Here is a 25255-nt window from a genome sequence, read left to right as displayed (position 1 = left end):
TAAAATATTATTAAATAACTAAATTTAAGACAAAATGAATGCAACTAAAACAAAATGGAGTTTCTTACTTCTCATATTATTTTCTGTATCGGGAATTTTTGCACAATCAACGATTTCAGGAACAATAAAAGACCAAAGCGGTATGCCATTAGGTGGTGTAAATGTTATTCTTGGAGGCACAACAAAAGGTTCTGTTTCCGATTTTGATGGGAACTATTCTATTAGTAATGTAGATAATGGTACTTACACATTAAATGCATCTTCTTTAGCTTACAAAACTTTTGCTAAAAGCATTACAGTTCAAGGTAAGGATGTTAAATTAGATTTTACAATGGCAGAAGACGCAGCATCTTTAGAAGAGGTGATTGTTACGGGGGTGGTAAATCCAAAATCTAAAATCGAGTCGAGTGTATCTGTTTCTTCAATGGATGTAAAGCTTATAGAACAGGCTTCACCAAGAAGTGCTGGAGAGCTTTTTAGAAATATACCAGGTATACGTGCGGAATCTTCAGGTGGTGAAGGTAATGCTAACTTTAATGTTCGTGGTGTACCAATTTCTTCTGGAGGATCTAGATATTTCCAAATTCAAGAAGATGGTTTGCCATTGAACTTATTTGGTGATACGTCTTTCGGAAATGCTGATAACTTCTTAAGAATTGATTCTAACATTGGTAGAGTTGAAGCTATTAGAGGGGGTTCTGCTTCTACGCAAACATCTAATGGGCCGGCAGGTATTATTAACATGATAAGCAAGACAGGGGCAACTGAAGGAGGTTCTGTTGGAACTACTTTTGGATTAGATTATCAATCAAATAGATTAGATTTTGAATATGGGGCACCATTAGAAAATGGATTGTCTTATCATATTGGAGGATTTATGAGATCTGGTGAAGGGCCAAGAGAAATAGGTTACCAAGGAAACAAAGGAGGACAATTTAAAGCAAATCTTACTAAGAAGTTTGATAATGGATATGTACGTGCTTACGCTAAGTTTTTAAACGATAAATCTGTGATGTATTTACCAATGCCAATGCTTTTAAAAGGAAGTAATTCCAAACCAACATTTGCGAACCTTCCTGGTTTTGATATTACTAGTGATGCAGTACAATCTGCTTACTTGCAACAAAGTGCTGGTACCTCTCCATTTACAGGGGAAAGACATGTAAATGACGTGAGAAATGGTAATAATCCTATTTCTAAGGCATTGGGAGCAGAGTTTTCTTTTGATTTAGGTGATGATTGGAGAATTGCAGGTAAAGCAAGATATTCTAATAATAGTGGCGAATGGGTGGCGCCGTTTACTGCTGCGGTGGGTACGGTTTCTGAAATTGAAACAACGGCAAGAGGCGCTTCAAATGCTACGGGACCTTTAGTTTATGCCGATGGTAATAGAGGAGCTTTTAACCCTTCAAATGGATTAGCTCAAATAATACACATGTTTGATGTAACTGTCGATGATTTGAGTAACTTTTTCAGCGATGTAAAAATTTCTAAAAAACTTGGGGATAATGTTGGTGTAACTGCGGGTTTATTTAGTGCCACACAAAATACTAAAATTGGATGGCAATGGAGCTCTTTCCTATCTGAAGTTAAAGGAGGAGGAGAAGCAAGATTAGCTGATTTTGATGGTTTTTCAAGAGGAGGTCAATACTCTTATGGTACGCCCGTTTGGGGCAACTGCTGTCAGCGTAAATACAATACAGTACATAACGTGAATTCTCCTTATGTAGGTGTTGATGCGGATATTACTGAAAAATTAAACTTTGATGGTAGTGTGCGTTTTGAAAATGTTAAAGTAAATGGAAATATACAAGGAGGACCAACAAGTCAAGGCGAATTTGATTATGATGGAAATGGGACTATAGAAGGTATTGAGCAAAGTGTACCGGTTATTATAGGCAACGCTGGTCAAATTGTAAATGACAACTATAATTTTGTTTCATACTCTGCGGGACTTAATTATAAGTTCAATCAAGGTGCTGCTGTGTTTGCAAGGTATAGTTCTGGTGCTTCAGGTAGAGCGGCAGACAGAAATAATTATGGAACTAATGGTAAGGCAGATGTACAGTATGATGAAGTATCTCAACTTGAGGTTGGTTACAAGAAAAGACTTAACAATGGCGTGCTTAACCTGACTGGATTTATGAGTAATACCGATGAAGGATTAAGTAATGAATTAAATAGATCTGTAGGTAATCCATTTAAAGCTATTGGTTTAGAGGTTGAAACTGCTTTGGATTTTGGAGAAAACGTCTCTTTTGATGGTTCTTTTACTTGGACTAAAGCTGAAATAGATGGTGGTGCTAATAAAGGAAATACTCCAAGAAGACAAGCTGATTTGGTTTACAATTTATCTCCGTCGTATAATTTTGGTAAAACCAGTCAACATAATATAGCATTAAGTGTTTTAGGTACATCAAAATCGTATGCGCAAGATGATAATGATTTAGTGATGCCAGCATATGCATACTTTAATTTAATAGGAAGAGCTGGTTTAACTAAAGGCTTATCATTAGTAATGAGTATAAACAATATTTTTGATACTGTTGGTATAACAGAAGTAGAAGGTAATGGAGATGGTGCTTTTGGTTCAGATCGTTTAGTTAGAGCAAGATCTATTAGTGGTCGTTCTTCAACAATTTCTTTGCAATATAAATTCTAAGAGTGATTAATAGCAAATAGTTGGTTTTTAAGTGAGTAATTAGAGTTGGTATTTTGGCAACTTGATATCAACTCTTTTACTTTAAAATTTTATTCTAATATGAAATATTTGGCTTTTACCTTTCTTTTTTTCCTGACTTTAAATAATTACACAAAACTGTTAAGTGATGATTGGGTACAAGAACAAAAAACTATTGTTGTTTATGGCAGCGATACATGCCATTATTGTACCGATACTAAAGCTTTTTTAAAAGAAAGAAAAGTGAAATTTGTTTATTTTGATGTAGATGTGAATTTGGAAAAACAACAAGAGATGCTAAACAAATTAATAAAAGCAAACATTGATATTTCTAGTTTAAGACTACCGGTTATTGACAAAGACGGAGAATTATTTACCAACGGAAAAGATTTTGATGCTTTTCTTAAAAGAGTTATTCAATAAAATATAAAATCAGTAAAGATGTTAAAAAAACCAAATTTAAGTTTCTGGCAAATTTTCAATATGAATGTAGGGTTCTTAGGAATTCAATTTAGTTTTGGTTTACAACAAACCGCTGTTAACCCTATATTTTCTTTTTTAGGAGCACATCATGAAGATTTACCGTTATTAAATCTAGCAGGTCCTGTAACAGGTTTAATAATTCAACCTATAATTGGTGCTATTTCAGATAAGACATGGTCACCACGTTGGGGAAGACGTAAACCTTTTTTCTTAATTGGTGCACTAATAGGTAGTTTGTGTTTATTCGCTTTTCCTTTTAGTCCAACACTATGGTTTGCTGTAGGGTTATTATGGATTTTGGATGTAGGAAATAATATGGCAATGGAGCCTTACCGTGCGTTTGTTGGCGATAAATTACCAAACAAGCAATTAAGTTTTGGTTACCAAATGCAAAGTTTGTTTGTTGGTGCAGGCATTGTTTTGGCAAATGCCTCCATTTTTCTTTTTCAAGATTGGTTTGGTGGAGCGGAAACGGTAAGTGATACGGCTAAAGCCATACCTCAATGGTTATATTATTCATTTTTTATTGGTGCTATATTATCTGTTGGAACCATATTGTGGTCTGTTTTAAAAACACCTGAAATACCACCATCTCATGATGGGTTAAAAGAAATTGAGGAGCATAATGCCTTACCACTTTTAGAAAGGATAAAAACACCATTTAAAGAAATAACCAGTGCCATAAAAGACATGTCTAAATTTATGTGGATACTATCTGGTGTCTATTTGTTTCAATGGTATGCTTTATTTGTGTATTGGCAATTTATTTCTCCAATGTTTGAAGAAAGCATGGGTTTTGATAAATCTCAAGCATTAAGTCAGGCAGCAAAGATGAATACTACTTATAATTTATCCACCATTATTTTCGCATTAGCTTTGGTGCCATTAGCCTTAAAATTTGGAGGAAAAAAGGTATATGTTTTTAGTCTGTTTTTAACAGGAATCGCCATGCTTTCTATTCCTTTCATACAGGATCCTCTTTTAGTTATTTTGCCAATGATTTTATTTGGAATAGGTTGGGCTGCTATGATGGGTATACCTTATTCAATGGTTTCGAAAATTGTTCCTCAAAAAAGACGAGGTGTCTACATGGGTATCTTGAATATGATGATTGTTATTCCAATGGGAATTCAAACAGTAACCTTTGGTCCAATAGTAAAAAACTTGTTGAATAGTAGTGCTGTTAATGCCATATTATTAGGGGGTGTATTTTTCATTATAGCTGGTGTTTTAGCTTTACGTTTAAAGCAGCCTAAAGTTGATGCAGAAAGTGGGAATATCATATTTCCTGAGGGTGGGTACTGATATTACAATTAAAAAAGTTTTGAAATGAACCGTAATAACTCTTGAAACTAAGCCAGATGTTTAATGGTAAATTACATCTGACAAATGAAAAATACAATTAAAACAGATGAAAAATAATTTAAAAGATATACATATTTTATGTGTTGGCGAAGTGCTTGTTGATTTTATTGGGCATCAAGCAGGCGTGCAAATTAACAACACAAGAGATTACCACAGGTATTTAGGAGGCTCACCCACAAATGTGGCAATGAATTCAGCTCGGTTAGGATTGAAATCTGTTTTGGTGGCAGCGGTTGGGAATGATGGTTTTGGCGAATATATTTTTGAAAGATTAGGTGAGGTTGGCGTAATAACTGATTTTGTTAAACAAGTTGAAGATAAACCCACAAGTGTCATTTTTGTGTCAAGAACAGATAGTACACCAGATTTTATACCATTTAGAGAAGCCGATTATTATATTACAGAAGATCAAATATCTAAAGACATGCTTTCCAGAACAAGAATATACCATACTACCTGTTTTGCGTTAAGCAAAAAACCAGCACAAACCACCATTTTAAAAAAGGCAGGAGAAGCACATCGTTTAGGTTGTAAATTAAGTATTGATATAAATTATGCTAAAAAATTATGGGAAAGCCAAGAAGAAGCACTTAGTGTCATTAATGCATACTGTCAGCTAAACCCATTGGTGAAGATTAGTGAAGACGATATGTTACGACTCTTTGGGAAAGAATTGCCACATGAAGATATATTTGAGTTTTTTCACTTTCAGGGAGTAGATACTGTGTGTTTAACTTTAGGTAGTAAAGGTGTTAAACTATCGCAAAAAGGAAAAAAAATTATTCAATTACCAGCTATTAAAATTGATGTGGTACAAGATGCTACTGGAGCAGGAGATGCGTTTTGGTCTGGGTTTCTGTTTGCTTATATAAAAGAAAAACCTATAGAGAAATGCCTAGAAGTAGCTTTGCAACTAGCTGCTTTAAAGCTTCAAAATGTAGGTAGATTGCCAGATAACATTAATATATTATCAGAACTTCTTTAAACTGTAAAAATGATTTCAAAAGTGGAGAATATAAGTAACGGAGTTATGCTCAATGCATATCCAGACAGCATAGGTCGTAATTTAAGTGATCTAATTACTATGCTGAAAATGCCTGAGTTTATGAATGCTTTTTCATTGTTTTATGTGTTGCCAACCTTCTTTAATAGTGATTTAGATAGAGGTTTTTCGGTTATTGATTATAACTTAAATGAAGAATTGGTTTCGAGAGAAGATTTAAAAGCTTTAGAAGAACTCAATATCCAATTAAAATTCGATATAGTTTTAAATCATTTATCGGTGGCATCACCACAGTTTAAAGATTTATTAAAACACGGAAATCAATCAAAATACAAAGATTTTTTTATTAACTGGAATGAGTTTTGGAAAGGAAATGGTGCTATGGGAGCCGATGGAGTTATAATTCCAAAGGAAGAATTTCTCAATAAATTGTTTATGAGGAAATCTGGATTGCCTATTTTAAAAGTGCCTTTTCCTGATGGAACTGAAAAACCGTATTGGAATACCTTTTACCAGAAAGTGAATGCCGATAAAAGTTTTTTAGGTCAAATGGATGTAAATGCAAATTCACCATTGGTTTGGGATTTCTATGAAGATACTTTGCAAAAAGTAAGTGACTTTGGGGGTAAAATATTGAGACTAGACGCTTTTGCTTATTTGCATAAAGAAATTGGTCAGTCTAACTTTTTTAATAAACCGGGTACATGGGAATATTTAGAAAGAATAAAACAAATTGCCCAAGAGAATGATTTAACGCTTTTGCCGGAAATCCATGCCGAATATGGGTTGCATTTACATGATGAGGTAGCAAGTCAAGGATATTATATATATGACTTTTTTCTTCCTGGCTTAACTATACATACTATTGAGAATGCCAATAGTAAGGCGCTTTTGACCTGGGCTAAAGAAATTATAGATAAAGGTTACAAAACGGTAAATATGCTTGGGTGTCATGATGGAATTCCTGTTTTAGATTTAAAAGGAAAGGAAGTTAATGGTGTTTATAATAAAGGTTTGCTGGAAGATGCCGAGATAGAAGATATCATGAGTAAAATCATGGAACGTGGTGGAAGAGTGAAAAATTTGTACGACCCATCGGGTAAAAAAATATCCTATTATCAGGTCAATGCCACATTTTTTAGTGCTCTAGGTGAAGATGAGAAAAAGCTATTGCTAGCTAGAGCTATTCAAATGTTTATGCCGGGGATTCCGCAGGTGTGGTATTTAGATGTGTTTGCGGGAAAAAATAATTATGAAGCTGCTGATGAAGGCGGAAGTGGAGGGCATAAAGAAATTAACCGTACGACATTATCCCTAGATAGTGTTCAAGAGGGGTTAAAAAAAGAGGTCGTACTTAAACAGTTAGATTTAATAAGACTTAGAAATACTTCTAATGCATTTTCAGGTACGGTAAAAATAAATGAAACTTCTGATAGTGAAATTGATATTATATGGACTAATGAAAATGATACAGCACACTTGAGAGCAAATGTTAAAACCCTTGAATTTATTATAAATCACATACAAAATGGGGAAATGAAAACACTTGATATATGACTGAAGTATTTGTGGCTTTAAACAATTTTTAGCTGTTCTACTGAAAGAACTAAATCTGAATAAGATTAAGATAACCAATTTAGAAAATTCCAACGATAGCATCATCTGCATCTTTATGAGCAAAGTTGGCTTAATACCTAATTGTGGTGGTAGCTGAGGAATATCTATATAATTTTTTGCAGCATTTGGATGGGTGTTTTATCATCCGAAATATTGCAAAACTGTGTCTGGCGATATGCATACTCATATTCTTTGTAATGCCTAAGTATTTTGAAGTCGTCTTTTAATCGTCTATTTAGATTTCTAGTTACAGACAGTGTTCTTATAGAAACTTGTTCTGAATCTTTTAAATTAACATGTTCTAGGTAAGGAAATATTAGCTTGTTTTGTGAAGGTGATTTTCTGTAAATAGAAATAATTTTTTTCCTTTTTCAGGAATCTTTAACGACACAAATTTGCTGTTTTTATCCATAAAATTAGACCATTTTAATTGCAGGACATTGGTCTCTCGAACACCTGCAAAATAAAACTTAGAAGCCAGACATGAACCGCTCTTTGTTGTGCTGTTTCTAACTTTTGAATTTCTTCCTACTTATTATTATTCAAGCATAAACAAAATTTTTTCTTAATCTTTTTATAACAATCATATAACACACAAAAGTTTACTAATAGTAATTAAATTATGAATATTGTATTTTAATTATTTACAAATAGTAAATATATTTTGTTTTGAAATTAGCTAAAAAAGATTTTCGATTTTTGATTTATGGAGCATTTGCTTCATTTGGTACTTATTTCTGTATGTATGCTTTTAGGAAACCATTTACCGTAGCTACATTTGAGAATCTTTCTTTTTTGGGTATCGACTATAAGATTATTTTAATTATTGCCCAGGTATTAGGCTATATGCTTTCAAAATTTTTGGGTATAAAGCTTATTTCTGAATTAAAACGTAATAATCGAATTTATTATTTAATAGGAATGATTGCATTTTCAGAAGCAAGTTTAATATTATTTGCTTTAACACCTATGCCATATAATTTATTGTTTATGTTTTTAAACGGATTGGGATTGGGTATGGTTTGGGGTGTGGTGTTTTCATATATTGAAGGTAGAAAATTTACTGAGTTTTTAGGTGTTATCTTATGCTCCAGTTTTATTGTTTCTAGTGGTGCCGTTAAGTCGATAGGGCTTTCAGTAATGAACACTTGGGGCGTTTCACAATTCTGGATGCCAGCAGTTACTGGCGCTATTTTTTTAGTTCCTTTTGCTATTTTTTCTTTTCTTTTAAATAAAGTCCCTGAGCCAACTACTGAAGATAAATTATTAAGAGTGGAAAGAAAGCCCATGACCTCTAAGGATAGGAAAAAAGTATTTATAATGTACTTTTTCCCAATTATTATATTGGTTGTTTTCTATGTTTTTTTAACGGCTTTACGAGATTTCAGGGATAATTTTTCCAGAGAAATTTGGGATGCTATAGGTTTTAAAGGAAATACGTCTATTTATACTGTCTCAGAAATTCCTATTGCTGTTTTGGTTTTAATTATTATTGGATGTTTTGGCTTTATAAAGAATAATTTTAAAGCATTTATTTCTTACCATTACCTATTGATTTTTGGAACAATTTCTATCGGGGTATCTACATTATTATTTCACGGGGGAATAATATCTCCTATATTTTGGATGATAAGTGTTGGGTTTGGATTATACATTTGTTACGTTCCTTTTAATTGTATTTTTTTTGATAGAATGATTGCAGCATTTCATATTAAAGGGAATGCAGGCTATCTCATTTATATAGCTGACGCTTTCGGATATTTAGGAAGTATGGCTGTTTTGCTTTATAAGAATTTTGGGCAGAATACTATTTCTTGGCTTCATTTTTTTATAAATGGCACTTATTTTATTGCTATAATAGGGACTATCATTTCCGTGGTTTCTCTAGTATATTTTATTAAAAAACATAAAAAAGAAAGTAGTTATTTTCAAAGTGAAATTTATGTTGTGTAATTTTTGAAAAGAATCTCAATCAAATTTTTAAACGAATAAAGAATCATTATTAGAACATTGTATTTGATTCCTAAAAATACTTTAAACAGATGAAACATGTATATGATTTAATTGTTATTGGCGGTGGTGTATTAGGCACATTTCATGCTTATCATGCCAAACAAAAAGGGTTAAAAGTAGCTCTATTGGAAAAAGACCAATCGCCTCAAAGTGCTACAGTACGCAATTTTGGGCAAGTGGTACCCTCTGGCATGAACACTAAATGGCAGGCATTTGGTAGGGAAAGTCTAAAAATATATAAAGAGATTCAATCTAAATTTGATATATCAATCCGTCAGGAAGGGTCGGTTTATTTAGCCTCAAACTATGAAGAAGTTCAACTTTTAGAAGAATTGGCTGAAATCAATAAAACCAATAATTATAGTTCGAAACTTTTAACTAAAGATGAATGCTTGAATAATTATGCTGGTCTTCGAGATGATTATGTGCAAGCAGGTTTGTTTTTTCCGGAAGAAGTTATTGTTGAGCCATCAATAATGATTAATAAACTCCATGCTTTTTTGAAGGAAGAAGGTATGGATTTGTTTTTTAATTCAAAGGTAGTGTACTGTGACGAAACTATTAATGGTATTGTTTTAACTTTAGCCACGGGTTCTGTTTTCATGGCTTCAAAAGTAATCATTTGTAATGGCAGTGATTTTAAAACGCTTTATCCATCAATTTTTAACGAGAGTGATTTAATAGTTTCTAAGTTGCAAATGATGGCAACCAAACCACAAGAAAACTATAGACTAAAAGGTTCTGTTTTAACAGGGCTTTCCATAAGACGGTATGAGGCTTTTGAAGAATGTGCTTCTTACAGTGTTATTAAAGCTAATGAAAATAAAGAGTCTTTAGAAAAGAAATGGGGGGTTCATATTCTATTCAAGCAAGCACATGACGGTTCAATTATACTGGGTGATTCTCATGAATATGCTGATGCTTCTGAAATAGATAATCTAGGCTTTGACTTGAATATGGATATTGATAATTTTATTATTCATGAGGCAAAGAAGATAATCAATTTACCAAATTATGAGATTCAACGTCGATGGTTTGGGATGTACTCTCAATGTAAAAATGCAGATATCTATCAAAATACCATTGGAACCAATATCCATATAGTTACAGGAATAGGAGGAAAGGGCATGACTGGAAGTGCTGGTTTTTCAAAACAAAATATTAATACAATTTTTAATTTTTAAATATGCAAAATATAGAATTAGTCATTTTTGATATGGCTGGAACCGTTGTTGATGAAGATAATGTGGTTTATAAAACGTTGCAAAAAGCCATTAATGAAAAAGGATTTGATTTAAACTTAAGATTTGTGCTGGAGTTTGGTGCAGGAAAAGAAAAATACCAAGCCATAAAAGATATTTTAGAAGAAATTAAAGTTAAAAACTTTAATGAAAAAGCGGCTATTATATTTGAGGATTTCAAAGCTATGTTAAGTGAAGCCTATAATAAATTAACTGTTTCTAGTTATGATGGGGTTGAGGATTTGATTCAAGATTTAAAAAAAGCCAATATTAAAGTAGCCTTAAATACGGGTTACAATAAAAATACGGCGCAATTATTATTAGATAAAATGAATTGGGAATTAGGCGTTCATTATGATGCTTTAATTACTGCGGATGATGTAGAAAAAGGAAGACCAAACCCGGATATGATTTTTAAGGCCATGGAAGTTCTTGGTGTTCCACTATCTTCAAAAGTATTAAAAGCTGGAGATTCAATAATAGATATTGAAGAAGGAAAAAATGCTTCTTGTGGAATCACTGTTGGGGTTACAACAGGAGCTCACACTAGGGAGCAACTAGTATCAGCTAGTCCAACATATGTATTAAACTCTTTAAAAGAACTTAAGAAAATACTTTTAGATTAATTTAAACTGCTGGTTGTTTATTGTCATACAAAAAAGTAAACAACCAACATTTTTGAAGAAATATTAGATCTATTTACAGGAACATGTGGAATTCTTCCATCAAAAAAAATGGAGTCGCCTTCTTTTAAAAAAACTTCTTCATCTCCAATTATATAATAACACTCGCCTGATAAAATATATTTAAACTCGTAAGCATCGGTAGTTACCTTTTCTCTTTTAGAATTAGGGGCTACTTGTAGTAAGACAGTTTCAAAACCTAAAGAATTAATCTGCTTACCAAAAAGATACCTATATTCAAAACCAATCGCTTCATCTTCCTTTTCAATTATGGCATTTTCTTCTTTTCTGGAAACAATAAAATTGGAATTGTTTATTTGCGGCATGCCTTTAAAAAAATCTGTCACCTCAATTTCCAAAGAATTGATAAGCTTTAGTAATACAGGCAGAGATGGCATGGTTCTCCCATTTTCTATTCTAGAAATCAGACCACTGGTAACGCCAGCTTTCATTGCGATGTCATTTATAGTTTTGTTAGTGGTTTTTCTAATTTCTTTAATACGCTTACCTATTCCAATAAGATAATCTTCCATACAAACAATTTTGAATTACAAACTTATATAATTTTAAAGCTTATAAATGAATAATAAATAAAAAATAATTATGAAAAATCAATTTATTATAGTTGACTATTTGTAAATATTATGTGTTAACTATTTATTAATATTTTTAACGGTTAGGTAGCAATTAGTTAATGTAAATAAGGTTTTATTTTAACTTATACAATAGATATTTGTTGAGTATTAATTAACCAAACTTTACAAATACGAAAAAAATGAAACAAATGCTACTTGTAATGGTAACTGTGCTATTCGCTTTTACCATAAGTCATTCCCAAACCATATTTAAAGGGAAGGTGATAGACGAAAATCAAGTTCCTTTACCAGGGGCTTCGATTGTTATTAAAGGAAGTTCTAATGGTGTGGCTACCGATTTTGAAGGGGATTTTGAAATTCAATTATCTGAAGGTGATAACATTTTGGAAATATCTTTTGTTGGTTACACATCTCAAGAATTTAATGTTTTAGGAAAAACTACGGCGGTGATAACCCTACTTCCTAGTTCTGAATCGCTAAATGAAGTGGTGGTAACTGCATTGGGTATTAAACGCGAAAAGAAATCGTTAGGATATGCTTCTCAAGAATTAAATTCAGATGAAGTTTCTTCCTCAAGAGAACCAAATCTTCTTAATGGAATTTCTGGTAAAGTTGCAGGTTTACAAATCACTAACAGTACTTCTGGTTTAGGAGGATCTGCTAGAGTTTCAATTCGTGGAGATGCATCATTAAATATAAATGGAAACTCGCCATTATTTGTAATAGATGGGACTCCTATTAGTAATGAAATAGTAGGTTCTAGTGGTGCTGGAACTCAAGACGTAGATTATGGAAATGGTGCTTCTGAAATAAATCCAGAAAATATAGAATCAATAAATGTTCTCAAGGGGCCTGCAGCAGCTGCCTTATATGGAGCAAGAGCTGCAAATGGGGCAATTATAATAACCACTAAAAAAGGAAAATCACAAAGTGGTGTTTTAGGAGTTTCAATTAATACAGGATTTACTATTGAAACCCTTTTAATGCTGCCGGATTGGCAGAATGAATATGGTCAAGGTAATAAACAGCAGTTTGAATTTGTAGATGGCGCTGGTAGCGGTATAAATGATGGTGTTGATGAAAGCTGGGGGCCAAAACTAAACTCTGGGTTGTTAATAACTCAGTTTGATTCTCCTAGAGGAGATGGTACTAGAGGTGGGGATTTGTTTAGCACCTCACCAATTATACCAACACCTTGGGTTTCAAATCCTGATAACACAAAAGATTTCTTCAATACAGGTTATACTAAAACCAATAGCATAGCAATATCTAAATCTGGTGATTTAGGAAATATTCGCTTTTCATATCAAAATTTAAATCAAGAGGGCATTGTACCAAATACAGATTTAAAAAGAAACACATTCAATTTAAGTTCCGCATTAAATCTTACAGATAAAGTGACATTAAATGCGAATATAAACTATTTAAAAACGGATAGTGGTAACAGGCCATCACTAAGCTATGGTACAGAAAGTATCATGTATTTGTTTATTTGGTATGGAAGACAATTGAATACTAATAGTTTACGTGATTATTGGATGCAAGGGAAAGAAGGTACTCAGCAGTTTAATTATAATTACAATTATCATGATAATCCTTTCTTTAATGTTTATGAAAACACAAATGCACAAGATAAAGATAGAATTTATGGAAATGTAAGTGCAAATTATAAGATTAACGATAATTGGAATGCCATGATTCGTACTGGTAGAGATCTCTATCGTGATTTAAGAACTAAGAAAAGAGCCTTTAGCACGCAACGTTTCCCTTTAGGTTATTACAGAGAAGATAATGTATTCTTTGAAGAATCTAATACGGATTTTTTAGTATCATACGACAAAACATTTAATGACAAATGGAATATTAATGTTTCTGTTGGTGGCAATCAGTTTAGACAAAAACAAAATTATACACAAACAGTGGCGCCTCAGTTAATCAATCCTGGCGTGTATTCTTTTAATAATACAAGAAAGCCTTTAGAGGTATCATCAAATAATAAAGAAAAAAGAATTAACAGTGTATATGGCTTTGCAAGATTTGCTTACGATGATAAATTGTTTTTAGATATCACAGGTAGGAACGATTGGTCTAGTACGCTACCAACAAACAATAACTCCTATTTTTATCCATCGGCAACATTAAGTGCTATTGCAAGTGATATTTTCACGCTTCCAAGATTCATTTCTTTTGCTAAATTTAGAGCTGCGTATGCAGAAGTTGGTAATGATACAGATCCTTATAAATTAGAAAGTTTTTATACTAATGAATCGCCTTTTGGTGAATATCCAGCCTTAACGGAGTCGTCTTTAATACCTAATGCTAATTTAAAGCCAGAGATTACTTCATCTTTTGAGTTTGGATTAGATGTTCGTTTATTTAATAGTAGAGTAAACTTAGATGCAACTTATTATAGTGGTACTACAAAAAATCAAATCATTCCTATAAGTACAGATATATCTAGTGGTTATTCAAGTAAACTAATTAATGCAGGCGAAGTAAAAAATTATGGTTTCGAAGCCATTTTAGGATTTGTTCCTGTTAAAACAAATAATTTTACTTGGAAATCAACCTTTAATTTTTCAACCAATAAGAGTAAGGTAACGGATTTAGGAGGTGTAAACTATACATTAACAGAGCGTAATGGGGCTTATATACAAGCACGAGAAGGTGGGTCAATAAGCGCTATTTATGGTAGAGGGTTTAAAAGAACAGAAGATGGTCAAATGATTTTCAATGACCAAGGGATTCCTCAAAGAACGGACGATTTAGTTTATCAAGGAGATTATGCTCCCGATTATACTTTAGGGATGTTAAATAGCTTCAAGTATAAAGCATTTGATTTAGGTTTTTTATTAGACACGAGACAAGGCGGGATTGTTATTTCAAGAACAAAAACGATTGGTAGTACTTCTGGACAATTAAAAGAGACTTTAGTAGGAAGGGAAACTGGCATAGTTGGGGAAGGCGTAGTAGAAACTTCACCTGGAGTTTACGCGCCAAACACGGTGAACGTAGATGTAAGAACCTGGAATAATAGATATTACGAAAGAGATAACGTTGAAGCAGCTAAGTACGATGCCTCCTATACAAAACTTAGAGAGGTTACTTTGGGATATACATTACCTAAGAAATTTATAAATAAGTTACCAATTACAAATGCTAGACTATCCGTAACTGGTAGAAATTTAGTCCTTTGGACAAATAATCCTCATTTTGATCCAGAGACAGTTGCTGTTTCAGGTGGCACATTGCAACCAGGTATTGAAAACATGTCTTATCCTAGTACAAAAACGTACACATTTAACTTAAAAATTGATTTTTAATTATAAACTAAGATGAAAAATTTACAAAAAATAAAAAGATTATTATTCATAGCATTTCCATTGCTATGTGTAATGAGTTGTACTGACGATTTTGAAAAAATCAATACCAACCCAAATTATCCTGGGAGTGCAGAGTCTTCTTTATTGTTGCCAGGAATAATAAGAGAGATGGCCTACAACTGGGGCGATCAAGGATGGGAAGAAGGTTTCACGGTAACACAATATGCCGCAAGATTGCAATTTACCTCTGGTGATACATATAATTGGTCTCCAACAGACAATCCCTACAATGCTGCTTATGCGTCTTTAAGGGATGTTGAAAATATCATTAGAGGAACAAAAGAGAAGACCGATAAGCAAAATTATTATGGTGTTGCTTTAATAATTAAGTCTTGGATTTACTCGTATTTAACAGATGCTTATGGAGACGTTCCTTACACAGAAGCTACACAAGGTATAAGCGGGGATAATATTACACCAACATTTACGCCTCAAAGTGAAATTTATGACGGCATGTTGGCAGATTTAAAAATAGCCAATACGGTTCTAACAGGAACAGGAAATATAACTGGAGATATTTTATATGGCGGCGACGTTTTAAAATGGAGAAAGTTTGCAAACTCATTACGTTTAAGATTAGCTATGAGAATGAGCGATGTCAATAATTCAAAAGCTGTTTCTGAAATGAAAGAAATAGTTGGAGATCTTTCTACATATCCCGTTTTTGAGAGTAATGCGGATGCTGCATATTTACAATGGAATTCAGATAATCCTCAGCCTAAATATGATACTCGCTCTGGTAGCTTTGATGAGGTTAGGTTAAGTGCCACTTTAGAAAAGAGATTAAAAGATTTAGGTGATAGACGCTTAATTGTTTTTGCACAACCAACATCCGATTCTGAAAAAGGCATATATTCTAATGATTTGAATGATTATGTTGGGATGCCTAACGGATTGGATGATGAAGCTGCATTGAGTTACAGTCCTTCTGGAGACCCTAAAAAAACAGGTTCTAATTATATTTCAAGATTAGGCATTCTACTAGCATGTAGAGCTTGTAATGTAGAGCAAGCTTCAGCTACAGCTTCTCAAACAATTATTATGAGTTATTCCGAACTTCAATTTATTTTGGCAGAAGCTAGGGAAAGAGGTTTTATCTCAGAAGGAATTGCTGAAGATTATTATAAAAATGGTATTAAGGCATCATTTTCTTATTATTTAGAAAGAGTGATCGAAGGGGGATGGGATGATATAGTAGCAGATTTGCAAAGTTTTGATGTTGAGGTATATATAGCTCAAACATCTGTTGTTCTTTCTGGAACTTCTAATCAAAAACTTCAAAAAATAGCACTTCAAAAATGGATTTCTCTTTTTTACACAGGTTTTGAAGCTTGGTCTGATTGGAGACGAACAGGAATGCCTGAGGTTGTTCCGGGAATAGATGCCGCAAATGGAGGCAAAGTTCCTGTTCGTTTTCAGTATCCAAATTCTGTAAAATCCACTAACAATGACAATTACAAAGCAGCTGTTGCTCATATGGGTGCAGATGACTTAAATACTAAACTTTGGTGGGATGTATCAAATAATAATTAGTTAGTATAATAAAAAAATGAAAATTAATAATATAATTACGGTAACCATAGGGATTTGTTCTCTATGGTTATGTGTTTCAATAAAAGCACAAGAATTACCACAAATTAAGCATGTTGTTGTTATGGGTTTTGATGGATTAAGTCCAGATGGATTAGCACATGCTAACACCCCCACATTTGATAAAGTGATAAATGAAGGTGCTTCAACGATGCACGCTAGATCCGTTTTACCATCTAGCTCTAGCACCAATTGGGCATCTATGATTATGGGTGCTGGTCCAGAGCAACATGGCATTACATCTAACGATTGGGAGAAAAATAATTTTGTATTACCAACCATTGTAAAAAGTGACGATTTCCTATTTCCAACTATTTTCAATGATATTAATAACCAAATCCCTAATGCAGAAATTGGAGCTATTTATCATTGGGGTGGCTTTGGGAGACTTTTTGAGAAAAGTGCTGTAGATTATGATATCAATCCAAAGAATGAAGATGAAACAGCTCAAGTAGCCAGTACTTACATAAAATCTAAACAACCCACATTTACGTTTATTCATTTTGATCATGTCGACCACGCAGGACATGCATTTGGTCATGGCACTTCTGAATATTACAAATCTGTGGAAAAAGCCGATAAATTATTGGCAGAAGTTATGGGTGCTATTACATCTTCTCCAATGGGAAAAGAAACACTTGTTATTATAAGTGCAGACCATGGCGGATTAGGAAATGGTCATGGTGGAGAAACATTACAAGAAATGGAAATACCTTTTATTGTTTGGGGTAAATCAGTTAAGAGAAATTTTAATCTTGAATTTCCTGTTTATCAGTATGATAATGCGGCGACAGTTGCTTTTGCATTGGGTGTTAAAATGCCTATGGCCTGTATTGGGAGACCTGTAAAAAATGCTTTTATTGGCTTTAATGAAACAGATGATTATCCAATTGCAAAGCGATTTACAGCTCCCATTATTTTACCAAAAGCTGAATCATATAAAAGAGCAGGTGGTTTGTTTTTTGATGAAGCAGAAGTAAAAATAAGTGGTGCTGGTGATGTTAGATATACGCTTGATGGCACTATGCCGTCAGAGGCTTCTAAAAGATATACAGCATCTTTCAAAGTTTCAAAAAATACGGTCGTAAAAAGTGCCATGCTTAAAGAGGGGCATGTTGTAAGCACTGTTTCTGAAGCTTTTTTTAGAATAATGCCTTCTAATGCAAAACCATCAGTTTCTTACGAAATATTTTATCTGTCTAATTTAAGTAGTGTGCCATTTTTAGAAAAGATAAGGCCAAATGAAAAAGGGTATTGTTTTGAAATAACTTCAGATGAAATAAAGGATAAAATAAAAGAGAATACAGCGGTTAGATTTAAAACGAAGCTCTTTATTGAAAACGAAGATACATATGGGTTTTTCACAAGGTCTGATGATGGAAGCATTTTGAAAATTAATAATAACGAAGTTGTTAATAATGATGGCGATCATGGTGTTAAAGAAAAAGGTGGTACAATCCATTTAAAACCAGGTACGTATCCGTTAGAAGTTATTTGGTTTAATGGCGGCGGCGGCGGTTGGCTAGATGTTTATTACCAAACCGCTACCCAAACAAAGCAAATTTTACCATCAACATTATTATCTGAATGAGTTTAAATAAATCTCATAAAACAGTAGAAGGAGATATCAATATATCTCCAGAGCGTATTTTGTGGAATGAGCAACATTCAGATGAAAATACACTGGACTTATTAGAAAAAGATGCACGCTATTTTATGCATCAATCACTTTCAACTCCTTGTTTAGATGTTTTACGAAAATCTGAAGGAGCATCTTTTGAGAATATTTCAGGCAAAAAGTATTTAGATTTTCACGGAAATAATGTACATCAAGTGGGTTATGCGCATCCGCGACTTATAGAAAATGTTGTAAAGCAATTACAAAAGTTGCCTTTTTCGCCTAGAAGATATACCAACAAACCGGCTATAAAATTCGCAGAAAAACTAGCCTCGTTAACGCCTTCAAATTTAAATAGAGTATTACTAACTCCAAACGGAAGTTCAGCAATTGGTGTGGCTCTTAAACTGGCGAGAGCGGTCACGGGTAAACACAAAGTAGTATCATTTTGGGATTCTTTTCATGGAGCCTCATTAGATGCAATAAGTGTAGGTGGTGAAACATTTTGGAGAGATAAAATGGGTTCTTTAATGCCAGACACCATCAATATTCCACCTCCTGTAACGTATCGTGGGATTTTTGAAAATGATGAAAATAAATGCTTAGAATATTTAGAATATATACTATCCAGAGATAATGAAATTGGTGCTTTTTTAGCCGAAACTATTAGGAATACAGATGTTCAAATTCCATCAAAACTGTTTTGGCAACAAGCGAGGGCATTATGCTCGAAATATGGCGTTTTGTTAATACTAGACGAAATCCCCATTGCTTTAGGAAGAACAGGGTATATGTTTGCTTTTGAACATTATGACATTGAACCAGATATTCTTTGCTTAGGCAAAGGGCTTGGTGGTGGTATCTACCCTCAAGCAGCAATGATAACAAGAGATGACTATAATCATTTCGCAGAATTATCATTAGGTCATTATACTTTTGAGAAAAGCCCTATTGGGTCAGTAGCAGGATTAACAACGATTCAGATTATTGAAGATGAAAAACTCTTAAAAAGAGTAAAAAAGTATGAAGATTTTTTAAGAGCATCTTTAGATACCATGAAGTTAAATCACCCCATTATTGGCAATGTTAGGGGCATAGGAATGTTATGGGGTATAGAATTGGTAAAAGATAGAGAGACTAAAGAAAAAGCTAATGAAGAAGCAGAAAAAGTCATGTATGAATGTTTAAAACGAGGCTTAAGTTTTAAGGTGTCGGCAGGCAATGTTTTACAATTATCACCTGCACTAAACATTAAAAGAGAGGAATTAAATACGGCTTTAAATATTCTTAATGAAAGTTTGTCCTTAGTTAATCAATAGGTTGGAAATCTTATTATTAAGAGCTTAAAATAAATTAAATGAAAAACTTTATTAAACTATTAGCAGCAGTACTAATAGTTAGCTGCTCTCAAGGGAAGAAAGAAGAACAAGGTATATGGGTTATTTCCGCAACTGCGGGTAATGAAATAACAAAAATTAATACGTATTGGAAAAACATGCTTATTGTTATTACCGAAGATGATGCTCAAAATGGCGTGGATTATATTGATGCCCATAGGAGTGCTTTAATGCTTGTTTCTCCTTGGATAAAACGCGATTATGTTAGTCATGTGCATAATAGTTTTGGAAGTCTATTTAAAACGTTTTGGAATGTTTTGGATTTACCATATTTAAATCAATGCGATGCAGGAGCAACCGATTTATCAGGTTTTTTTACAAATACTCCAGATTATAAGCCCTATAACGCGGTAGAAGTTGATCCAAGGGTTTTCAATCCACAAAAAGCATTAGATCATTTGATGAAACATTTGATTGGCAAAGTTTAAAAGAATCTCCTGAGATGGATAATGAGGAAGAGATGTTGCGTGAAAGTAAAGAACAAGATGAATACCGATGGGAAAATCGTGAAAAGCAAAATAAATAAACAAAATAAATAAATAAAATAGTTAAAAATGAAAAAATCGATTATACTAGTAAGTTTGAGTATATTATCCTTTTTAGGGAATGCACAACAAGAAAATAAACAACAGCCCAACGTATTTTTAATCACTTTAGATGGTGCGCGATGGCAAGATGTCTTTACAGGAATAGATACTGTTTTATTAAATAGTTCTTATACTCAAGATAAAAAATTGCTAACTAAAAAATTTGTTGGCAACTCTACTGAAGAAAATAGAACCTTGCTAATGCCTTTCTTTTGGAATACGATTGCAAAGCAAGGTCAATTACATGGCAATAGAAACGTTGATAGTAAGGTAAACTTAACTAACAAAATGGTTTTTTCATATCCAGGATATAATGAGATTTTAACAGGAAAAGCTGATGATGATAACATCAATAGTAATGATAAAATCTATAATAAAAATATAACCATTCTCGAGAAAATCAACAATTCGGAATCCTTTAAAGGAAAGGTGGCTGCTTTTTGTAGTTGGGATGTTTTTCCTTATATAATAAATGATAAGCGGAGTGGTATTCCAGTAAATGCTGGTTATATGGATGCTATTGGAAACTTAAATGAAACAGAAAAGTTTCTAAATCATATACAAAGGCAAGCTCCAATTATTTGGGAAGGTGTTAGGTTAGATGTCTTTACGCATCATTTTGCTAAAGAGTATGTTAAAAAGAACCATCCTAAAATGGTGTATATATCTTATGGTGAAACAGATGATTTTGCACACGAAGGTTTGTTCGATTTTTATATTAAATCACTTCACAATACAGATGCTTTGATTTCCGATTTATGGGATTATGTTCAAAATGATGCATTTTATAAAGATAACACTTATTTTATTATTACTACAGACCATGGTAGAGGCGTCGGATCAGATAAAGAATCAATGTGGACAAGTCATGGTAGTGATGTTAAAAATGCAAATCAAACATGGATGGCTATTCTAGGACCAAAAGTAGAGGCTTTAGGTGAAGGGAAAAATGAACAAATATATACAAACCAAATAGCAGCTACCATAGCACACATATTGAATTTGGATATAACAGATTCTAAAATGGGAAAATCACTAAAACTTTAGTCACCAAATTTTTTATAATGTTTTTTGAGTAGTTAAGGATGACTCTTTCTTAGGAAAGAGTTTTCTTTTTTATTGTAAAGACCTGATAATATAAAGATTATTAGGTTTTTGTATTTTAAAGGATCATTTTTAATTTGTGTTGTCTTTAATATTCAATTTAAAAACGAAAAATTATAGCACATTCAAATCCCTTGGGTATCCTATTTTGGAAAAATTGGCGAGTTCGAAAAAAGGGAAAGCTCCTCTTTATGCTAGAATAAAGGTGGTTTATATTTTCTATATAAAAACGAACAGCTTAAATTATAAATTAGCTTAAAAGGGCTTGTTTTTTTAATTAAGAATTTTTGAAATGGAAGGGGAGATAGGTAGATTATTTTTGAAGAATTAACAATTCAATTATGTTTTTCGGCAATATTTTTAAGCTTATTTAATGCCTTTGGCCAAGTCTCTTTAAAATAATCTATATAATCTTCAGTGATATCCATGTCTATGATTACGGTTGTAATTCCATTATTTTCAAGAAATGAGTAATTTTCTAATCCACCAGCCCACTTTTCAACATCTTCTCCTTCAATAATTTCATTTTCTTCATGTAGAATGCCATAATGCCTAATAGAAACAAATTGGTATGGAATAAGGTCTGCAATTTCTGAAATCATACCTCCACGTTTACCTTGTTCATCCGTGCCTATAAAATACATTTTAGCTCCTTTTTCCCATTTGCCTTCGTAAGTGGAAGTTGGATTAAATTCAGACGTCCATTGTTCATAGGTTTCAATGTTTTTAAGCCCCAACATGGTCGTGAAAACGTTTTCCGCAGAAGATGTAATGTCTTTTTTAAATTGTAATTTTTTCATAATTCTTATAGTTGATATAGTTTTATTACGTTCTCATTTTATTCGGGTTTCTTTCCTTTTAATAAGATATACATGATAGGAGGCGTTAAAATTCCTAAAAATATAAATGGAAAAAATGATTGAAAATCTGTTCTGTCTGTGTCTCTCAATAAGTGTTTTTTTCAATCGGGTAAAATTTCCACCACAATTTCTGTCCTTAAGAGCAGATAGATAATATCGTTAATTTTTAGTGTTCCATTTTTATTTTCAATCCTCAAAATATTGTCGCAATCTTCTAAATCGAAATTAACTTTATAGTTTGGGAATTTATTATTAAGCATTAGTAATACTTCTTTAGCCTTACTTTTGGAAGCGATATTGGTTTTAAAGACTTCAATCATCTTTAAGCTTTTTGTTATTTCAAAGAATGAATACCAAACATATTTCCTTCTGTATCTGTAGCAAGAACTATAAATCCGTATTCACCAATCGACATCTTAGGTTTGAAAATTTTACCACCAGCATCTACAATTCTAGCTTCCTCAATACTACAATCTTCACTAACAAAATAGATAATAGTACTATTGCCTCCTGCATTAAAACCTTCCATTTTAACAAGTGTACCTCCAGAACCATAACTAGTCATATTAGAAGGGAAGCTATACATTTGATAAGTCGTGTCTTCTGAAGGTGTTGGAAGTTCTTCCAATTTTGTTTGTAATATGGTTTCATAAAAAGATGTAGCTCTTTGCATGTTGTTTACATAAATTTCAAACCAGCCTACTGGATTAAATGTTTCGTTTTCCATAATTTTTAATTTAAATTTTCAAGTAATTAAAATTATTGGTTAAAAAACAAAGAGGACTTGCCATAAGACAAGATTTAACTATTTTAATGAAAGTTCTTTTCTTATTCTACTTAAAGAAGTATCAGTAATGCCTAAATATGTTGCAATGTATTTAAGAGGAACTTCTTTTATAATTTGCGGTTGCTCTTTAATAAGCATTAAATAACGGTCTGTAGCACTTAGGGTCAACATATTGAGTGCACGTTGTTTGGAGGTGAAAAGTTGGGTTGACATCCAAGTTCTTCCCCATTCTGCGAATCCGTCAATACTATTAAAAATTGTTTGAAATGTATCAAACCCAATTCTCCAGACACTACCATCTGTTAGTGCTTGTATGTTTTCTTTTGAAGGTGTACGAAGAAATAATGAAGCCACTTCTATTAAAATTTGATTTTGTCCAAAAAAATCAGTTGTTATTTCATTTCCATTAAAATTAATTACCGAGGATCTAAACAGGCCATTTTCAATTAAATAATAGGCATTACTAATTTCACCTTCCTTTAAAATAATATCATTTTTTTTAAAAGCAACTTTTGTATGAGAGTTTATTATATTGGCATAATCTTCTTTACTTATAGAAGGATGACTATAAACTTTTTCGAAGAAATTCTGGGTTTTAGATTCTGTGTTCATATTTTAAGTAGGTTTCAAACATTTAAAAAAGATGGTGTGTATAGCCTGTTTTTCTTTAGTTAAAATTAGAATTTTTTCTATAAGTTGTTTTCCTAATGTTTTTATTCTGGTTTTAATAGTTTAATAACCTATTTTTTATTAGGTGGTGTTTTAAGTCGGACACCTATTTTTTTATAATTCCACTTGTCATTTATTTGCACTGCTGCTATGTCCATTCATGCATTCATTTTTTTGCCCTTAATTCGAACGGAAGAGCTAACTGTTTTGTTATCGTCTGAGTATCCAACGGAACCATTTCCAATGTCATTTCCACCAACTTTTTTGTTCTATCAATTCATTACTCATTTCGTAATATCTTTTCCATTTTCCGACCTTTGGCTAATTCATCAACTAACTTGTCTAAATATCGTACCTGCTGCGTTAAAGGGTTTTCAATATGCTCGATTCTATAACCACATATCAGTCCTTTAATAAGATGGGCATTTGGATTCAATTTTGCATTTTGAAAGAATATTTCAAACGTTGCCTTATTATCAACGAATTCCTGTAATCTCGACGTATCATATCCTGTTAACCATTTTATCACTTCATGAAGTTCTTCCTTTGTTCTTCCTTTTCTCTCTACTTTTGTCACGTAATGAGGATAAACAGATGCAAATGTCATTTTCGCCATGCGTTGATTATGTTCATCTGTAACGTTCATTTTGTGTTTTTTTAATGATTGCAAATGTTGTGTCTGGTAATACTAGTAATTAATTTTATAAGAGTTGTGTTTTCGTCCTTATTTCTCTAGGTAATTGGTTGGTGTTTTGCCAAAATGCTTTTTAAAGGTAGCAATAAATGAACTTACATTTTCATATCCCAAATCAAATGCAATTTCTTTTACACTTTTCTTTTCTCCTAACTGTTTGACGGCTTCCATTAATTTTAGGCGCATTTTCCAATCACCAAAACTCATACCCAATTCTTTGTTAAATAACCGAGAAAGCGTTCTTGGGCTAACAAATGATTGATTAGCATAATAATCTATGGTGTGCTTACTTGACAAATCATTCATTAATGCATCTAATATGAGCTTTATTCTTTGGTCTTGGCTTGTAGGCAAAAAAGTGGTGCTTGGTTTCAAATTAGAAAGTTCATCTAAAAATACGTCGACTATTCTGTGTTGCTGCTCAGTATACATACTTGGATTGGAAAAGGAAGTGATTTTTTCTAACAGACTTTTTAAGAAAGCTGAGGTTTCAAAAGCAAAACTATCCTTTGGTAAGTTGCCCAATTTTGATTCATCTATAAAGGCCGTAACTACTTTTACGTTATTAGGGAAATAAACTTGATGCTCTTCATTACTTGCAATCCAAGTACTCTGTAAAGCGTTGACGATCCAAATGTTGTTTTTGGTAACAACTTCCATGATACCCGTGTCGCAGGATATGAGTTGAGCTCTTGGATGCGCATGCGAATTTGCACATTTTGCATTTTGAATAGTTTCTGAATAGGTAGTAACCGGACGCAAGCTGTTTGCCTCAAACCCATGGTCTATTTTAATGGTTGTCGTATAATCTACATTCATTGTCCAAATATAGTAATTAAGACTTGCTGAGAAGTTCTCAGCTTTGTAGAAAATTAGATTATTAAC

Annotated in this window: 21 protein-coding genes; 14 read left to right on the top strand and 7 right to left on the bottom strand. The window is 32.8% G+C overall.

All coding sequences use genetic code 11. The annotated features are described in order from the left end of the window. Positions 1-34: 34 nt before the first annotated feature. The 8 genes from DKT72_RS13060 (at position 35) to DKT72_RS13025 (ending at position 11028) form a co-directional block, all read left to right on the top strand. Complete coding sequence (locus DKT72_RS13060) at positions 35-2662, top strand: TonB-dependent receptor (RefSeq protein WP_111309195.1); 2628 nt, start codon at positions 35-37, stop codon at positions 2660-2662. A 99-nt stretch (positions 2663-2761) separates the two neighbouring features. Next, complete coding sequence (locus tag DKT72_RS13055) at positions 2762-3103, top strand: glutaredoxin family protein (protein ID WP_111309194.1); 342 nt, start codon at positions 2762-2764, stop codon at positions 3101-3103. 18 nt (positions 3104-3121) lie between these two features. Then, positions 3122-4468, top strand: a complete 1347-nt coding sequence (locus DKT72_RS13050) for an MFS transporter (protein ID WP_111309193.1) — start codon at positions 3122-3124, stop codon at positions 4466-4468. Between the two features lie 106 nt (positions 4469-4574). Continuing rightward, positions 4575-5513 (top strand): carbohydrate kinase family protein, encoded by a 939-nt coding sequence (locus DKT72_RS13045; protein WP_111309192.1) that lies wholly within the window; start codon positions 4575-4577, stop codon positions 5511-5513. A gap of 9 nt (positions 5514-5522) precedes the next feature. Further along, entirely contained in the window at positions 5523-7088 is a 1566-nt protein-coding gene (gene gtfA / locus DKT72_RS13040) for a sucrose phosphorylase (protein ID WP_111309191.1), read from the top strand. Between the two features lie 729 nt (positions 7089-7817). Further along, on the top strand, positions 7818-9101 hold the full coding sequence (locus DKT72_RS13035; RefSeq protein ID WP_111309190.1) for a DUF5690 family protein: 1284 nt from the start codon (positions 7818-7820) through the stop codon (positions 9099-9101). Positions 9102-9190: 89 nt separating this feature from the next. Beyond that, on the top strand, positions 9191-10345 hold the full coding sequence (locus DKT72_RS13030; protein WP_111309189.1) for a TIGR03364 family FAD-dependent oxidoreductase: 1155 nt from the start codon (positions 9191-9193) through the stop codon (positions 10343-10345). 2 nt (positions 10346-10347) lie between these two features. Next, positions 10348-11028: a phosphonatase-like hydrolase gene (locus DKT72_RS13025; RefSeq protein ID WP_111309188.1), complete on the top strand. Its 681-nt coding sequence runs from the start codon at positions 10348-10350 to the stop codon at positions 11026-11028. A 23-nt stretch (positions 11029-11051) separates the two neighbouring features. On the opposite strand, the gene DKT72_RS13020 is transcribed toward DKT72_RS13025, so the two are convergent. Next, positions 11052-11618, bottom strand: a complete 567-nt coding sequence (locus DKT72_RS13020) for a helix-turn-helix domain-containing protein (protein ID WP_111309187.1) — start codon at positions 11616-11618, stop codon at positions 11052-11054. Positions 11619-11860: 242 nt separating this feature from the next. Between DKT72_RS13020 and DKT72_RS13015 the strand changes: the two genes are divergently transcribed. From DKT72_RS13015 to DKT72_RS12990, 6 genes are all read left to right on the top strand, one after another. Beyond that, positions 11861-15004: a SusC/RagA family TonB-linked outer membrane protein gene (locus tag DKT72_RS13015; protein WP_111309186.1), complete on the top strand. Its 3144-nt coding sequence runs from the start codon at positions 11861-11863 to the stop codon at positions 15002-15004. A gap of 12 nt (positions 15005-15016) precedes the next feature. Beyond that, on the top strand, positions 15017-16597 hold the full coding sequence (locus DKT72_RS13010; protein WP_111309185.1) for a SusD/RagB family nutrient-binding outer membrane lipoprotein: 1581 nt from the start codon (positions 15017-15019) through the stop codon (positions 16595-16597). Between the two features lie 16 nt (positions 16598-16613). Beyond that, the gene (locus DKT72_RS13005; RefSeq protein WP_111309184.1) at positions 16614-18245 is read left to right on the top strand and encodes an alkaline phosphatase family protein; all 1632 of its coding nucleotides are present in this window, start codon (positions 16614-16616) and stop codon (positions 18243-18245) included. After that, the gene (pbfA, locus tag DKT72_RS13000) at positions 18242-19591 is read left to right on the top strand and encodes a (R)-1-hydroxy-2-aminoethylphosphonate ammonia-lyase (RefSeq protein WP_111309183.1); all 1350 of its coding nucleotides are present in this window, start codon (positions 18242-18244) and stop codon (positions 19589-19591) included. The genes DKT72_RS13005 and pbfA overlap by 4 nt, the downstream gene beginning before the upstream one ends. A 38-nt stretch (positions 19592-19629) precedes the next feature. Beyond that, positions 19630-20097, top strand: a complete 468-nt coding sequence (locus DKT72_RS12995; RefSeq protein ID WP_111309182.1) for a hypothetical protein — start codon at positions 19630-19632, stop codon at positions 20095-20097. A gap of 126 nt (positions 20098-20223) precedes the next feature. Further along, positions 20224-21303, top strand: coding sequence for an alkaline phosphatase family protein (locus DKT72_RS12990; RefSeq protein ID WP_111309181.1), 1080 nt, complete (start codon positions 20224-20226; stop codon positions 21301-21303). 392 nt (positions 21304-21695) lie between these two features. Here DKT72_RS12990 and DKT72_RS12985 read toward each other — a convergent pair whose 3' ends face one another. The 6 genes from DKT72_RS12985 to DKT72_RS12955 all read right to left on the bottom strand — a co-directional run bounded on the left by DKT72_RS12985 (position 21696) and on the right by DKT72_RS12955 (position 25189). Next, entirely contained in the window at positions 21696-22160 is a 465-nt protein-coding gene (locus DKT72_RS12985; RefSeq protein ID WP_111309180.1) for an SRPBCC domain-containing protein, read from the bottom strand. A gap of 161 nt (positions 22161-22321) precedes the next feature. Further along, positions 22322-22540 carry a hypothetical protein gene (locus DKT72_RS12980; protein ID WP_111309179.1) on the bottom strand — a complete coding sequence of 73 codons (219 nt, stop codon included), beginning with the start codon at positions 22538-22540 and terminating at the stop codon, positions 22322-22324. 14 nt (positions 22541-22554) lie between these two features. Further along, positions 22555-22947, bottom strand: a complete 393-nt coding sequence (locus tag DKT72_RS12975; RefSeq protein WP_111309178.1) for a VOC family protein — start codon at positions 22945-22947, stop codon at positions 22555-22557. A gap of 78 nt (positions 22948-23025) precedes the next feature. Beyond that, on the bottom strand, positions 23026-23619 hold the full coding sequence (locus tag DKT72_RS12970; RefSeq protein WP_111309177.1) for a Crp/Fnr family transcriptional regulator: 594 nt from the start codon (positions 23617-23619) through the stop codon (positions 23026-23028). Between the two features lie 337 nt (positions 23620-23956). Next, positions 23957-24322: a DUF2200 domain-containing protein gene (locus DKT72_RS12960; protein ID WP_111309176.1), complete on the bottom strand. Its 366-nt coding sequence runs from the start codon at positions 24320-24322 to the stop codon at positions 23957-23959. Between the two features lie 78 nt (positions 24323-24400). Next, complete coding sequence (locus DKT72_RS12955) at positions 24401-25189, bottom strand: AraC family transcriptional regulator (protein ID WP_111309175.1); 789 nt, start codon at positions 25187-25189, stop codon at positions 24401-24403. Positions 25190-25255 lie beyond the last annotated feature (66 nt).

This window comes from Confluentibacter sediminis (genome assembly GCF_003258355.1).
GTDB classification, from domain to species: domain Bacteria; phylum Bacteroidota; class Bacteroidia; order Flavobacteriales; family Flavobacteriaceae; genus Confluentibacter; species Confluentibacter sediminis.
This window is presented reverse-complemented; position numbering and strand designations above follow the sequence as displayed.

What these genes read in the sequence shown, in the direction of transcription:
- DKT72_RS13060 (WP_111309195.1), top strand. Translation starts at nt 35, where the DNA reads ATGAATGCAACTAAAACAAAATGGAGTTTCTTACTTCTCATATTATTT.
- DKT72_RS13055 (WP_111309194.1), top strand. Translation starts at nt 2,762, where the DNA reads ATGAAATATTTGGCTTTTACCTTTCTTTTTTTCCTGACTTTAAATAAT.
- DKT72_RS13050 (WP_111309193.1), top strand. Translation starts at nt 3,122, where the DNA reads ATGTTAAAAAAACCAAATTTAAGTTTCTGGCAAATTTTCAATATGAAT.
- DKT72_RS13045 (WP_111309192.1), top strand. Translation starts at nt 4,575, where the DNA reads ATGAAAAATAATTTAAAAGATATACATATTTTATGTGTTGGCGAAGTG.
- gtfA (WP_111309191.1), top strand. Translation starts at nt 5,523, where the DNA reads ATGATTTCAAAAGTGGAGAATATAAGTAACGGAGTTATGCTCAATGCA.
- DKT72_RS13030 (WP_111309189.1), top strand. Translation starts at nt 9,191, where the DNA reads ATGAAACATGTATATGATTTAATTGTTATTGGCGGTGGTGTATTAGGC.
- DKT72_RS13025 (WP_111309188.1), top strand. Translation starts at nt 10,348, where the DNA reads ATGCAAAATATAGAATTAGTCATTTTTGATATGGCTGGAACCGTTGTT.
- DKT72_RS13020 (WP_111309187.1), bottom strand. Translation starts at nt 11,618, where the DNA reads ATGGAAGATTATCTTATTGGAATAGGTAAGCGTATTAAAGAAATTAGA.
- DKT72_RS13015 (WP_111309186.1), top strand. Translation starts at nt 11,861, where the DNA reads ATGAAACAAATGCTACTTGTAATGGTAACTGTGCTATTCGCTTTTACC.
- DKT72_RS13010 (WP_111309185.1), top strand. Translation starts at nt 15,017, where the DNA reads ATGAAAAATTTACAAAAAATAAAAAGATTATTATTCATAGCATTTCCA.
- DKT72_RS13005 (WP_111309184.1), top strand. Translation starts at nt 16,614, where the DNA reads ATGAAAATTAATAATATAATTACGGTAACCATAGGGATTTGTTCTCTA.
- pbfA (WP_111309183.1), top strand. Translation starts at nt 18,242, where the DNA reads ATGAGTTTAAATAAATCTCATAAAACAGTAGAAGGAGATATCAATATA.
- DKT72_RS12995 (WP_111309182.1), top strand. Translation starts at nt 19,630, where the DNA reads ATGAAAAACTTTATTAAACTATTAGCAGCAGTACTAATAGTTAGCTGC.
- DKT72_RS12990 (WP_111309181.1), top strand. Translation starts at nt 20,224, where the DNA reads ATGAAAAAATCGATTATACTAGTAAGTTTGAGTATATTATCCTTTTTA.
- DKT72_RS12985 (WP_111309180.1), bottom strand. Translation starts at nt 22,160, where the DNA reads ATGAAAAAATTACAATTTAAAAAAGACATTACATCTTCTGCGGAAAAC.
- DKT72_RS12980 (WP_111309179.1), bottom strand. Translation starts at nt 22,540, where the DNA reads ATGATTGAAGTCTTTAAAACCAATATCGCTTCCAAAAGTAAGGCTAAA.
- DKT72_RS12975 (WP_111309178.1), bottom strand. Translation starts at nt 22,947, where the DNA reads ATGGAAAACGAAACATTTAATCCAGTAGGCTGGTTTGAAATTTATGTA.
- DKT72_RS12970 (WP_111309177.1), bottom strand. Translation starts at nt 23,619, where the DNA reads ATGAACACAGAATCTAAAACCCAGAATTTCTTCGAAAAAGTTTATAGT.
- DKT72_RS12960 (WP_111309176.1), bottom strand. Translation starts at nt 24,322, where the DNA reads ATGAACGTTACAGATGAACATAATCAACGCATGGCGAAAATGACATTT.
- DKT72_RS12955 (WP_111309175.1), bottom strand. Translation starts at nt 25,189, where the DNA reads ATGAATGTAGATTATACGACAACCATTAAAATAGACCATGGGTTTGAG.